Below are 13,092 nucleotides of genomic sequence, written 5' to 3' on the forward strand. Positions count from 1 at the left end.
GGTGATATCACATGGGTTCGAAGACCGAACCTAAGCTAGGTACAAATAGCTTGTTGTACATACGACTGGCGTAGTCGTCCGTCATGGACGCCATGTAATCACAAAGAATACGCAAACCATCGTGGCCGTCATCGACGCTCTTTTGCCATTCAGTGGCGATTTCTCTCGGCAGCAGTCGGCTTGGGTCGGCGGCCAGCGCTTCAAACATTTCCAAGAGCATTTGTTGGCCTTTATAGACCAGCATTTGCACTTCTGGACGCTGAATAATGTGTTGCATTTCAAAATTTTTCAGTAAGGAGAGCGCTTGTCGTTGGCCTTCTGGAAGCGTCACTTGAAAACGCAGTAAAGGGTGTTCAAAGGCGCTATTTTCAACCACCTGACAAGAGGTAATAAACCAACTAACAAGGCTACCAATGGCTTCTTTTCGCAAATGACTTTGACGGCTAAACAGCTGTGTTTTGATGTCGCCAAGGTGCTTATCTAAAAATGGCGCAGCGAGGCTGGCGAGCTTAGGTTCTAGGTGCTCTGACCACATCTCTTTGGTGACCATGCCTAACACAATGGCGTCTTCTAGATCGTGTACGCCATAGGCGATGTCGTCGGCCAGATCCATGATGCTGGTATCGAAGCTGGAGTGGCTTGATTTCGCATGGCTGTCAGGCGTCTGGCGCGTGGAGTGTTGCAAGGCGAGTTTATCCGCGTCGCTAAAGGGCGCCATAATCCAAGTCAGCAGATCTTGTTCTTCTTGATAGACACATTTTGGTGGAGCCCAGTGGCTGGCTTTAAATTGTCTAAAACGATCTGGCTTTTGCGGGTAACTTCCCACCACAGTGTTGTGCAACACTGGGTATTTGAGAATGCCTAACAGGGTTCGGCGGGTCACATCCATGCCAAAAGTAGGTGAGTAAGAGCCGCGTTTTCCCAAGATGCGCAACGACTGAGCATTGCCTTCAAAGCCACCATTGTTGTTCATCATGTAGTTCAGCGCCACTTCGCCGCCGTGGCCAAAAGGTGGATGGCCAATGTCATGACTTAGACAAACGGTTTCGATCAACGCGGGCTCGGCGAGCCACTTTTGAAAAGGCGCATCCGCTGGGGCACTGTGTTTTAACTGATGTACCAGACCATTACCGATTTGTGCCACTTCTAGCGAATGGGTCAGACGCGTGCGGCTGTAATCGTTTTGGCGAATGGCCAGTATTTGAGTTTTAGACTGCAAGCGACGAAACGCCGCGCTATGAATAATACGCGCCCGATCCCGTTGGTAAGGAGTGCGGTAGTCATTTTCACGAGGTTGTTTATAGCCGGATTGCCTCTCGTGCCAAGGCAACATCTCATCTTGCTCTATTGTCATGCTCATACTCTACGTATGTAAGGAATTATCAGTCTTTCATTAAAACACGACTTAGGTCAATGTGCCCGTGAAAAGGCTTCGTCATAATGCATCCAATTATAAGGAATCGTTATGTTAAATACTCATCATCTAGTTACGTTTAAAACATTGGTGAAAACGGGCAATTTCACGCAAACCGCTCAGCAGTTAGGACTGACTCAGCCAGCGGTGAGCCAGCACATTAAAAAGTTAGAGCAAGGCTTAGGCGCGACCTTGGTTATTCGTCATGGTCGAACGACTGAGCTAACCCATGCGGGTGAGGTGCTGTTTAAGCACATTCTAAATTTGGAAGTGTGTTACGAGCGTTTTATGGAAAAGTGGCAGCAAGAAGTGGTTCAGGAGAGAGATCAACAGGCGGTTTAGTCCAGCCTGTTGATTTTATCAGCTGCGGGTTTTACCGTTTATTGTTGCGCAGTAGGAATCAGGTTGCCAATGTGCAGACCGCATTCTTTGTTCTCAGATTCTTCCCACCACCAGCGACCTTCACGCTCATGCTGATTAGGCAATACAGCACGAGTACAAGGCTCACAGCCAATACTAGTAAAGCCTTTGGCATGCAATTCATTGTATGGCACATCAAACATCTTAATGTAGTTCCAGACATCTTCAGAAGACCAGTTAGCCAGTGGGTTAAATTTAAAAAGTGGTTTCTCTTCTGAGCTAAATGCTGAGTCGAGTTCAGCAAACGCCAACACATTTCGAGTGCCTGGGCTTTGGTCTTTACGCTGACCGGTAATCCATGCATCTAGAGTGGCTAATTTGCGTTTTAGCGGTTGAACTTTACGAATGCCACAGCACTCTTTATGGCCGTCTTCAAAAAAGCTAAATAAGCCTTTTTCACGGGTGAAGTTTTCTAGCACTTCACTATTTGGTGAGAGAATATCGATTTCAATTTGGTAGTGCTTGCGAACTTGTTCAATGAAACGGTACGTTTCGGCGTGCAAACGACCAGTGTCCAGAGAGAAAACTTTTACATTTTTATTGGCTTTTACCGCCATATCGATCAATACAACATCTTCTGCACCACTGAATGAAATGGCGATGTTGTCGAATTCTTTCATGGCGTTATGAATAATTTTTTGTGCTTCGTCTTCAACGTTATTAGCAACGAAAGACGTTAAGTCGAAAGTAGACATAGTCTGTTTTACCACTATCTAAATGTATGTTGGCTGTACCATAACAATTTGTGCGAACGATGCAAAAGACGAAAGCACACTAACCTTATAATGGCTTAGCGAATATGATTGGAGAGGGTCTGATAAAGGCCATATAGGATGCCAGCAGTAACCCCCCAAATACGAATGTCTTGGTATTTTATTTCAAAATAGCTGTGCGTCACTGTACCAATTTGTCGAGTTTTAAATTGATAGTTACTAGGGTCTAATAGGAAGTCTAACGGTACCCAATGAACGGATTTAACTTCATCTTCACATAAGCTCATGGCACTCAATCGTGTCATTTCAGCAATGATGGGTTTGATGCAATACCCAGAAATCGTGCAGTACTCACCCAATTCACCTATTAAGTCAAAGCAATCAGGGGCTAGCCCTACTTCTTCCAGTGTTTCTCTTAATGCCGTGTATTGGATGCTGGCATCGTCAGGGTCATGTTTGCCACCAGGGAAGGCTATTTGCCCTGGGTGGTTACGCATATGCAGCGCTCTTTTAGTGACTAATACTTCTAGTTGGTCGTGTTCAGGCGAGTGCCAGATAGGAATTAATACAGCGGCAGAGCGGTATTTTAATCTGTAAGCACTAGGTGACAGGTTTTTATCAGGGTTATAAATGGAATGGACTTCTAGCGTATTGTCGAGCGCAGCGCGTATCTCATCTAAGTTGGTTGAGATAGCTGGAGCGTTTAAAAACTGCGACATATCGGACATACTGCGACCTATTTCAAAAAATCATCTTCGAGAGTATGAGTTAATTTACCTACTTTGGTAAAGGTTTCTTGGTACTCTTCTTGATATTTAGAGTCGGCTACCAGACCGCCTCCCGCCCAACAATGCAGGCGTCCACGGTCAGCAACTAAGGTTCTAATCGTGATGCTGGAATCCATTTGACCATTGACACTGAAGTAGGCAATGGAGCCACAATAGACGGAACGTTCATGTGGCTCTAGCTCATCTATGATTTCCATGGCACGAATTTTGGGTGCTCCCGTAATTGAGCCGCCGGGGAAGCTTTCGTGGAATACCCGAATGGATTGATCCACTCCTGCAATGTTTCCTTCTACGGTCGACACCAGATGATGAACATTGGCATAGCTTTCTAAAGCAAAGAGTTTGGGTACTTTAATGCTGCCTGTGAGACAGGTGCGGCCAAGATCATTTCTTAATAAATCGACGATCATCAGGTTTTCTGCACGGTCTTTTTCAGAGGCCAATAAAGTCTCAGCATTGGCGTTGTCTTCTTCTGGGGTGTTGCCGCGAGCAATGGTGCCTTTAATCGGCTTGGATTCGATACGACCTTGATCGCACAATAAGAAGCGCTCTGGTGAATGGCTCAAGATGGCTTGCTGTTCGCCCAGCTCCATAAACGCTGAAAAAGGCGTCGGACAGACTTCGCGCAATCGCTGATAAGCCTCCATTGGATCGCCTACATATTGGCTTGAAAAGCGTTGTGCTAAGTTCACTTGATAACAATCTCCAGAGAGAATGTAGTCTTTTACTGTGTCAAATTTGGTGTGGTATTCGTCTGCAGTCATATTTGAGGTGAAGGGTGCTTTTAGCTCAAAAGACGATGTTGCCGCTTTTTGATCGTTAGAAAGAGCGCTGTTGATGAGGGTGAGTAGCGCCGTTTCCTCTTGTTGAGAACACCAAGGTGTGACGATGAGCTCGGTTTTTTTGTCTGCATGGGAGGTAATTATGCCCCAGCCATAAAGGCCGACACTGAGTTGATCTAAGCTGATGTCGTGTTCTACGTTGTCAGGTAGTGTTTCAATATAATGCCCGCATTCGTAGCTGTAATAGCCTAATAGACCGCCAACAAAAGGTAAGTCTTTCGGTGCACTCTGCGCCCACGTTTCTTGCGTGGTCATGGTATATAATTGATTCAGAGTATCTAGCGGATCTTCTGTCTTATCTAGAGAATAAAGAGGTTTCTCTTGGTACTCATTGCGCCATTGAACATCATGCCTACCTTGTGTTGCGTAAACTCGAGCAAGAGGGTTTGCCACCAAAATATCAAACCGTGTATCAGGAAAAGACTCGTGATTGCTGTCTAATACTGCCGGATAAGGCAATGCTCTTACGGATTGGTACAAAGAAAGCAAAGACAACTGATAGGGCAGTGTTATCCGTTTTATTTCTGGCATAATGGAACCATGATTTAAAAAGTTTACAATTGTAGTCCTTTAATAAGGGCGACCACAGGGTTATTACAAGTGTCTGACGTACATTTTCTTAGTTTATTTAACAGCCGTATTGCGTATCGTCTTTATGAAAATAAAGAAGCCACAAGCGACCGCCATTGTTTATTGCTTCATGGGGCGGGCGTTGCGGGCGAGATTACCTATTCACCTATCCTGCCTTATTTCACACATTGGCGTTGGATGTTAGTGCCTGACATCAAGGGTATGGGCGAGTCATTTCATCTGCATGGTCAAGAAGCGCCTGTCACCATCAGCGAGTTGACTCATGATATAGAAGCACTATTAGCGCATCTTAATTGGCAAGATTTTGATCTGGTAGGCTACTCATTAGGGGGCTTAATTGGGCTTAATCTCAATCATGAACGCGTTATTTCTGGTAAACCTGCCATCAAAATGGCGCTGATGGAACCTGCCTCTTTGGATCGAGAAGATTTAAATGCTCTTTCAGAAGTGCGTAAAAAATATCGTCAAGCTTCTAGCATTATTCGCGACACTGGCGATGTGGAGCAGGGTGTGGCGCATTTTATGGACGGCGTTTCGCCTAATCGACGTAAGCACCCTGTTGCTGAGGCGACCACACAATCTCGCTTGGCTCATCGTCCCTATGGCTTTTCTTACGCACTGGATGCTGTTACTAATCATGTGGATGTTCTCGCTGAAGCACCGGAACACAGAGAGGCTATGATTCGTTCTGCCAAGCAGGTGTTTTTATTTTCTGGAGAGTTAAGCAGCGAGCAATTAAGAGCACATTATCAACAACTGAGTGAGCAATATGAAGGCTGGCAGCATAAAATTATGAGCGCGTGTGATCATTCATTGCCATTTCAAAAACCAAGGCAGATTGCGAATCATATTAATCGTTGGTTCTCTGCAGGCTAGATTTATGGAGTAAGCTATACTTTTAAACAATGAGTCGTTAGGCCGCATGCATAAGGTTAATTCTGGGTCTGTAGGCGATAGTGGAAGTGTGCGATGTTTGAATATGACATGCATGAGTTTCATTGCTTATTAGGCTTCTCATAAGGTGCTAACAATGTAAGTCGTTTTAATAGCAAGAAACAAGGAGGTTTCTATGCGAAATAAGCGAGGGTTTTCTCTACTAGAGCTTATGTGTGTGCTTGCGGTATTGAGTTTATTCGCCGTTATTGGGTCCGCGGTGTTTCTGAAGGCGGAGCAAAAGAGCAAAGACAGAGACACCCTAATTGCTGATGTTTTAAACGTAACGAACGCGCTTCAAGAGGCGCGTCAGCTATCGATCGAATCTGGCGAGTCCACTTATATTTGTGGTGGCCTCAGTTGCAGTGGAGATTGGTCTTATGGCTTTAAAGTCATTCAACCAGATCATTTGGGTGGCTTATATCGAAAAGTGGTATTTGACCATGATGTTCGAATTCTTTGGAAAGGCTTTCCTGCTAATAAATCACGTATAACCTTCCTTCCTAACGGTTTATCCAGCTATCAAAATGGTACTTTTTGGTTTTGTTATCTTAGTTGGAAAACCAGCATTGTTATTAATCAGAGCGGTCGTTATTACACCTCAGATATTATTGATGGTGATGAGGATTCGTGCCGATGAAAGCATCGTACTCATTGTCCCATCGTGCTTCTCTTCATGGTTGGATTACCATAGAAATCATTCTCGCACTGGTGTTGCTATCAGTGGTATTGCATTTGGTTCAGCAGCAGTCTGATCGCCAATGGCAAACGCTTCAGCAGCGAGAAGAAACTTCTAGGCTAAGAGATAATCTCAATAAACAAGAAGTGATGACGCTGTTAACGGGGTCTAAAGCTTGGTTGGATAGCGATAAATCGCATCAACAAGGTGATTATCCTAGCTGTGAAATATGTTCTGGTGATGACCTGACACAATGGTTTAATGCCGCGCAGGGTAAGGTTTCGTCAAGCGTTCAAACCATGGTGTCTAACCATGACTAGTCCTAGACGCGCGACCTTACGAGGAAGTTTGCTATTAGAATTAATGGTTGCCTGCGTGTTATTGGCCGTCATTCTTCCTTTACTTATCCCGTCACTGTGGCAACTTCGAGCACGCCATAATCTTACGTTAACTTACCTTGATCAAGCGGTTTTTGAGTCGGCATTAGGCGCACAATTTAAGGCGCATTGGGGGCGGCTGCTACCGGCTGGTTGCAATATTGATAATGCATTAAACCTAGTGATTGGCGCAGGTAATAATTTACCCGAACGTTTGTCTAGGCGCTCGGTATCAAGTCAGTCAGACTGGTTAGAAGCAATGGATTACGGCGCTTGCCGACTGTCTCTTAATACAATATCTAACCCTATAGAAACACCGAATAGTTGTGGTCTTAATGTTGGGGATTCAGTTCGAATTTCAACATGTGAGACGAGTGTTCAAGCTCAAGTTACTCTGTCGACAAGTCAAAAATTACGCTTCGATTTATTGAACAGTAGTGTGCTTACTCAAACTGGGATATTAGAAAGCCAAGCCGCTTTTTATTGGTATGTAGGCGAAGGTAAAAACACTCAACAAGCACTGTGGCGAACGCCCAAAAGCAGCGGTAACTCGTTAGAGCTATGGGCAGGTTTAAAAGCGTTAACAGTACTGCCTCTTATAGATGCAAACCAAGATGGTTTTGTGGACTCAATAAATGCCCGTTATGGTCCCTATTCTCTGAATAAAGTGCGTGCTTTATGGGTCGAGTACCTTTATGAACTGGGCAATTGTAAGGCTCATGCGCAAACACCAATCACTCAGCGTTATAAAACGATGCGAGGTAACACTTGGGAGTACTTATCACCGTGCCAAGGTGTGGGTAATCAAATCATTGTGTTGAATAGTTTTTAAACATCGAGTGACGGGAGGTTTGTGATGCACACTAGACAGACACAAAAAGGTTGGATTTCACTGCCGATTATTTTCTTTTTGCTGGTGGTGGCAGGCCTTTCGGTAGCGTATCAGCAAAAGCTACAAGAGAGCTTTCAGTGGCGAGCCACATTGGCAGAGTCAAATCAAAGTCGTGAACGCTGGTACATGTTTGAACAAGATATTGTGACCTCGCCAGTCTTTAACGCAGCACAAAAAAGTCTTTGTGACGGTTTTTGCCCGCTAACGCCTAGTTCTCATCTTGTGAATACCAATGTATGGCGTCATGGTGAAGAGAGTATTACTTATTTATGGCGTTATTACATAAACAGTTTAGGCGTCCGCTTTTATCGTTTGTGCGCTAGCCAAAACCACCAACAATATCATTGCTGGTGGTGGCAGGAAAAAATACCAATAAGCCGAGGTTTTGTTGGCGTAGCAAGCTGATGTTATGGTTTTTTATGAAACGCTTGTAAATGCTCTTTACTGCAAAACGCATTGGCCTCTTGATCATGGATTGCATGAGATCTTGGGACATGAATTTTGCATTGTTCACAGCGAACCATGTTTTCTTGCGCATCTTTCTCCGTGGTTTTTGAAGGAGAATGAGACTTACTTGGGTTCTTTGTACGTTGAAAAGCGAGCACTTGGCGGTATAACCACCAGCCAATTGCGAAAATAGCAATAAAAACGATCAATCTGACGATCATATACTTTACCTAGGTTGGGTAATTCCAGACAATAAAGGGCATATTCTAACAGAGTTAACGAGATAGCAACTGTATGACATTACGAGTAGCAATGGCCCAGCTGGATATGCTGGTCGGCGACATAGCAAAAAACACACAATCTGTGATCGACGCGGCAAATAAAGCGCGTGATAACGAACATGCGGATGTGATTGTTTTCCCTGAATTAACCTTAACAGGCTATCCACCAGAAGACTTATTGCTGCGACCCAGCTTAGATCCTCGTATCGAATCTGCTTTGCAGCGAATTTTACAGGAGGTTCATGACATTTATGTTGTGGTGGGTTACCCAAGACGTATTGATGGTGAACTGTTTAATTGTGCTGGCGTGATTTATCAAGGTGCTTTGTTGGCGGAATACGCCAAACAAAAGCTGCCTAATTTCTTAGTATTTGATGATAAGCGCTATTTCAGCGAAGGCTGCGATGCTGGCATTCTTGATATCAAAGGGGTGAAAGTCGGTCTGAGTATTTGTGAAGATATTTGGCACCCAGAACCCATCGCACAAGCGAAAGCGGCGGGTGCTGAGTTAATCCTTAACTTGAATGCCTCGCCTTACCATATTGAAAAAATGGGCGAACGCGAAGCCTTGTTGCATCAACGTGCGACGCAAGTCAGCTTGCCTATTGTTTATGTGAACTATATGGGTGCGCAAGATGAGCTTGTTTACGAAGGCGGCTCTTTTGTGGTGAACGCTAAAGGTGAGAAAGTTTACCAAGCGCCTTGGTTTGAGTCAGGCTTGTATTGCGTGGACCTAATCGTAGACGACAGCCAGCCAAACAAGGTTGAACCTGTGGCAGGCAATATTGCACCAGCGTTAGACGTCGAAGCCAGTGTCTATCAAGCGATGGTACTTGGTCTGCGTGATTACATCGAAAAGAATCGATTCAAAGGCATTGTACTGGGGCTGAGTGGCGGTATTGATTCGGCGCTATCGTTGGCGGTGGCAGTGGATGCGATTGGTGCTGAGCGTGTTCAGGCAGTGATGATGCCATACACTTACACCTCGTCTATCAGCTTGCATGACGCAGAAGAAGAAGCCAATTTATTGGGTGTTAAATACAGTGTTTTGCCTATCGAACCTATGGTGTCTGCGTTTACCGATGTCTTGTCACCAGAATTTGAAGGCTATGCGAAAGACACTACCGAGGAAAATTTACAAGCACGTACTCGCGGTGTGGTTTTGATGGCAATTTCTAATAAAAAGGGCCTTATGGTTCTGACCACTGGTAACAAGAGTGAAATGGCCGTTGGCTATGCGACCTTATATGGCGATATGGTCGGTGGTTATTCTGTCTTAAAAGACGTCTTCAAAACACTGGTCTTTAAGTTGTGCCGTTACCGTAATACCCTCGGTTATGTTATTCCTGAACGGGTTATTACTCGTCCGCCATCCGCGGAATTAGCACCAGATCAAAAAGACGAAGATTCTTTACCAAGCTATGATATTTTGGACGAGATTCTACGCCTATATATCGAACAAGATTGGAGTGCTGAAGCAATATTGGCAACGAAAAAATTTGATCGAGATACCGTTTATCGTGTCCTTCGCTTAGTTGATGTAAATGAATATAAGCGTCGCCAAGCACCCACTGGGGTTCGTGTGACAGGTCGTGGTTTTGGTCGTGACCGTCGTTATCCGATCACCAACGGTTGGCATATTGGTGGATAAGCGATGAGTGTTACTGTCTAGTCGTAAAAATGGCCGCATGATGCGGCCATTTTTGTGTGTACTCGTGCTGGTGTAGGTACGAGCTAGCTCAACTATTTTTTGTCACTTTCGAAAGTCACACGTTTAGAGTTATCTAATGCCTGACTGGTTGAATTTACCAAGTTGCCTTTTTTATTCTCGATAAAGAAAACCTCTAATTGCTCTTTTTTAGCAATTCTAGCGCCTTCTTTTTGGCCAAGACAGAGCATAGTCGTCGCCCAGGCATCGCTGATTCGAGGGTCAGTTCCAAAGACAGATGCCGATACCAAGTCATGAGAAACTGGCTGGCCAGTGTTTGGGTTTAGGATATGCGAGTATTCTTTACCTTTGTCATCAAAGTAATGATGATAAGTCCCCGATGTATCAAGGGTTACGCCATTTTTGTCATTGATGGTGATGATTTGATAGGGCGTTGGGTTACCTTTGTCAGGCACTGGGCGCTCTATGGCAACACGCCATTTATCACCGTTCGGCTTGTGTCCTCTGATCTTCATGTCACCACCAAATTCAACAAGATAGTTGGTGACGCCCTTAGCCTCTAAAACCTGACTTAATTTGCCGATCGTATAACCTTCGCCCATGGATGAGAAGTCCACTTGTAGGGCAGGGATGGTTTTACGGATGCGTTTGCCTGTCTTATCTATTTCGAGCTTTTCCATTCCAAGGTCTGCTTTTGTTGCAGCAAGCTCTTGCTTCGTCGGAATATGGAGTGAATCTTTCTTGAATCCCCATAAATCAAATAAAGGCCCAACAGTTGGGTCGTAGCAACCTTCTGATTTTTTATTGATGTCTTTGGCTATTTCTATTAGTTCAATAAAGTCTTTCGACGCTGGTTGCCAAGCGGTGGAAGTACTGTGATTAAATGTTGAAATATAAGAGTCATTGCGCCAAGTAGATAGCTCTTTATCGATTTGTGCCAAGGTGACATTAAAGCTGCTTCGAACGTCCTCAACGGGAACGGCGTCATTAGACCAAAAGCTAATATGGTAGGTGGTTCCTTGGGCATAACCTTCTACTTTTTCTATCTTCGGTGGCTGACTGCATCCGCTAATAATCAGCACTGTTGCTAAAGATAGTGTGCCAAAGCGTAGGGAAATAGGCAGAGAAAATCGTGATGTTATTGAGGTAAACATGAAATGACGTATCCATTCAAAATTAAATCTGTGCGCAGTTTACCAATAGCCTTTGCGTAACTCCACTTTGCTGAGAATTTACGTGAATTTTTACATTTCACACAAGGCTATAATTAGGATCGTCCTAGCATGCGCAAAAGTAGTTTGTCTTCGAGGATATAGTGATGAAACAGGGCCGCTGCGGCATGTACAAGCACTAATGCCATCATGCAATCCATGGTAATCACATGAATATATCCCAGTTCGTCAACATCAAAAAACCAAGCGATTGCACCAAATGCGGGAACCAAAAACATCAATACATACAAGAGCTCGTGTGAGTAATGGGATATTTTATCTAGAAAGGCGTTACCCGTACTTATTTTCTCGGTTTTTCTACTGAGAAGACGAACAATGATTCGTATCACAACCAATGACAGGATAGTCAGGCCTGCATAAATATGAAAATTTTCTACCCAGTTAGCAGGGCTGTTATTGTTTGCTAGGTGGGCATCAAAAAAACGCTTCATATGATCACTAATGAAGTAGTTAGCAATGATTAACACAGCAATAAGCCAATGCAGTATTATTTGGTATGGATTATAAGATGATGCTTTTTCTGACATGATTACGATTCTCCTAGTAATAAGGTCAGTGTATTATTTTAAACGCAAAAAAAAAGTGAACGACGATCAAGATAAAGAGGTTTTTTTGCATGCTTTTATGCAGTTTATTCTTTCTCCATCCCCTATAATCTCTGTAAAATTTCATCTCTCTTAGTTGAGTTGTTACACTACGGTGAAGACCCTATTTAAGTTACAATTAGGCTGTTATTTTTCCCTGTTTACAGCCATCACCCAGAATTTATAAGACACTATTTATGCTAAATATTTCTAACAAAACCCGTTTAAATAAATACATTAGCGAAAGTGGTATTTGCTCCCGACGAGATGCAGACCGCTTTATTGAACAAGGCAATGTGTTTATTAATGGTAAGCGAGCAAAGATAGGGGATCAGGTTACGTCTGGTGATACGGTTAAAGTAAACGGACAGCTGATTGAACCGCAAGATGCGGAAGATTTTGTTTTGATCGCATTAAATAAGCCGGTCGGAATTGTTAGTACGACAGAAAGCACTGAGAAAGACAATATTGTCGATTTTGTCAATCACGGGGTGCGGATATTCCCGATTGGGCGTCTAGATAAAGACTCTCAAGGTTTGATCTTTTTGACCAACAATGGCGATTTAGTGAACAAGGTACTGCGCGCTGGTAATAATCACGAAAAAGAATATCTGGTCACAGTGAACAAGACGGTGACCGATGATTTTATAAATGGCATGGCGAATGGAGTGCCTATCTTAGGCACCATGACCAAGAAGTGCCCAGTATCGAAAGAGTCTAATAACGTCTTTCGTATTACCTTGGTGCAAGGTTTGAACCGTCAGATACGTCGTATGACAGAACACTTTGGTTATGAGGTTGTTAAGCTTGAGCGCGTACGTATCATGCACATCGGACTGAAGGGCGTTCCGGTTGGAGAGTGGCGTGACTTTACGCAAAAAGAGATTGAAATTCTCTCTAAAGCAATAGAAGAGTCTTCTTCTGAAACAGACAAAAAACCTTCAAAAAAGTCATCATCAGCGGCGAAAAAACCTTCGAATAGCGCTAAGAACGGAACCGGTGCACGAACAAAAGCAACCAGTGCGGCTTCAGGTCATTCAAAACCAGGAGGCAAGCCTAGTCGACCTGGTGGCAACCCTAAGGCGCCGAATACTAAACATAAACGCCCGTCTGATAATGCCCCAGGGAGACCTAGTAAATCAGGACAAAGGCCAAAGCCATCGGGTACAAAACCCGGAGCAAAACCTTTTGCTAAAGGAAATACGAGAAAGCCTAAGCCTTCTCGATAGT

15 protein-coding genes are annotated in these 13,092 nt (G+C 44.0%); 8 read left to right on the plus strand and 7 right to left on the minus strand.

All coding sequences use genetic code 11. The features are described 5' to 3' along the window. Nucleotides 1-7: 7 nt before the first annotated feature. Complete coding sequence (locus E0D70_RS07275) at nucleotides 8-1,354, minus strand: anti-phage deoxyguanosine triphosphatase (protein ID WP_133011609.1); 1,347 nt, start codon at nucleotides 1,352-1,354, stop codon at nucleotides 8-10. A gap of 111 nt (nucleotides 1,355-1,465) precedes the next feature. On the opposite strand from E0D70_RS07275, the gene E0D70_RS07280 reads away from it, so the two are divergent. Next, nucleotides 1,466-1,756, plus strand: a complete 291-nt coding sequence (locus E0D70_RS07280) for a LysR family transcriptional regulator (protein ID WP_133011610.1) — start codon at nucleotides 1,466-1,468, stop codon at nucleotides 1,754-1,756. 38 nt (nucleotides 1,757-1,794) lie between these two features. Here E0D70_RS07280 and E0D70_RS07285 read toward each other — a convergent pair whose 3' ends face one another. The 3 genes from E0D70_RS07285 to pabB form a co-directional block, all read right to left on the minus strand. Continuing rightward, complete coding sequence (locus E0D70_RS07285; RefSeq protein ID WP_133011611.1) at nucleotides 1,795-2,529, minus strand: phosphoadenylyl-sulfate reductase; 735 nt, start codon at nucleotides 2,527-2,529, stop codon at nucleotides 1,795-1,797. Between the two features lie 95 nt (nucleotides 2,530-2,624). Next, nucleotides 2,625-3,275 carry an NUDIX hydrolase gene (locus E0D70_RS07290; RefSeq protein ID WP_133011612.1) on the minus strand — a complete coding sequence of 217 codons (651 nt, stop codon included), beginning with the start codon at nucleotides 3,273-3,275 and terminating at the stop codon, nucleotides 2,625-2,627. 8 nt (nucleotides 3,276-3,283) lie between these two features. Beyond that, nucleotides 3,284-4,708, minus strand: a complete 1,425-nt coding sequence (gene pabB / locus E0D70_RS07295; protein ID WP_133011613.1) for an aminodeoxychorismate synthase component I — start codon at nucleotides 4,706-4,708, stop codon at nucleotides 3,284-3,286. 69 nt (nucleotides 4,709-4,777) lie between these two features. Between pabB and E0D70_RS07300 the strand changes: the two genes are divergently transcribed. The 5 genes from E0D70_RS07300 (at nucleotide 4,778) to E0D70_RS07320 (ending at nucleotide 8,054) form a co-directional block, all read left to right on the plus strand. Further along, entirely contained in the window at nucleotides 4,778-5,644 is an 867-nt protein-coding gene (locus E0D70_RS07300) for an alpha/beta fold hydrolase (RefSeq protein WP_133011614.1), read from the plus strand. A gap of 193 nt (nucleotides 5,645-5,837) precedes the next feature. Further along, complete coding sequence (locus E0D70_RS07305) at nucleotides 5,838-6,341, plus strand: GspH/FimT family pseudopilin (RefSeq protein ID WP_133011666.1); 504 nt, start codon at nucleotides 5,838-5,840, stop codon at nucleotides 6,339-6,341. Then, on the plus strand, nucleotides 6,338-6,700 hold the full coding sequence (locus tag E0D70_RS07310) for a hypothetical protein (RefSeq protein ID WP_133011615.1): 363 nt from the start codon (nucleotides 6,338-6,340) through the stop codon (nucleotides 6,698-6,700). The genes E0D70_RS07305 and E0D70_RS07310 overlap by 4 nt, the downstream gene beginning before the upstream one ends. After that, a complete protein-coding gene (locus E0D70_RS07315) occupies nucleotides 6,693-7,589 on the plus strand; it encodes a hypothetical protein (protein WP_133011616.1) in 897 nt (298 codons plus the stop codon). Before E0D70_RS07310 ends, E0D70_RS07315 begins: the two co-directional genes overlap by 8 nt. A 24-nt stretch (nucleotides 7,590-7,613) precedes the next feature. Next, the gene (locus tag E0D70_RS07320; protein WP_133011617.1) at nucleotides 7,614-8,054 is read left to right on the plus strand and encodes a hypothetical protein; all 441 of its coding nucleotides are present in this window, start codon (nucleotides 7,614-7,616) and stop codon (nucleotides 8,052-8,054) included. Between the two features lie 2 nt (nucleotides 8,055-8,056). On the opposite strand, the gene E0D70_RS07325 is transcribed toward E0D70_RS07320, so the two are convergent. Next, a complete protein-coding gene (locus tag E0D70_RS07325; RefSeq protein ID WP_133011618.1) occupies nucleotides 8,057-8,317 on the minus strand; it encodes a PP0621 family protein in 261 nt (86 codons plus the stop codon). A 73-nt stretch (nucleotides 8,318-8,390) separates the two neighbouring features. Here E0D70_RS07325 and E0D70_RS07330 point away from each other — a divergent pair, with 73 nt between their 5' ends. Beyond that, on the plus strand, nucleotides 8,391-10,028 hold the full coding sequence (locus E0D70_RS07330) for an NAD+ synthase (protein ID WP_133011619.1): 1,638 nt from the start codon (nucleotides 8,391-8,393) through the stop codon (nucleotides 10,026-10,028). A 92-nt stretch (nucleotides 10,029-10,120) separates the two neighbouring features. On the opposite strand, the gene E0D70_RS07335 is transcribed toward E0D70_RS07330, so the two are convergent. Further along, nucleotides 10,121-11,200, minus strand: coding sequence for an FAD:protein FMN transferase (locus tag E0D70_RS07335; RefSeq protein ID WP_133011620.1), 1,080 nt, complete (start codon nucleotides 11,198-11,200; stop codon nucleotides 10,121-10,123). A gap of 113 nt (nucleotides 11,201-11,313) precedes the next feature. Beyond that, nucleotides 11,314-11,805: a cytochrome b gene (locus E0D70_RS07340; protein ID WP_133011621.1), complete on the minus strand. Its 492-nt coding sequence runs from the start codon at nucleotides 11,803-11,805 to the stop codon at nucleotides 11,314-11,316. Nucleotides 11,806-12,059: 254 nt separating this feature from the next. Between E0D70_RS07340 and rluF the strand changes: the two genes are divergently transcribed. Continuing rightward, the gene (rluF, locus tag E0D70_RS07345; protein ID WP_133011622.1) at nucleotides 12,060-13,091 is read left to right on the plus strand and encodes a 23S rRNA pseudouridine(2604) synthase RluF; all 1,032 of its coding nucleotides are present in this window, start codon (nucleotides 12,060-12,062) and stop codon (nucleotides 13,089-13,091) included. Nucleotide 13,092: the final 1 nt, after the last annotated feature.

The sequence above is a fragment of the Marinomonas flavescens genome (genome assembly GCF_004352835.1).
Classification (GTDB): Bacteria; Pseudomonadota; Gammaproteobacteria; order Pseudomonadales; family Marinomonadaceae; genus Marinomonas; species Marinomonas flavescens.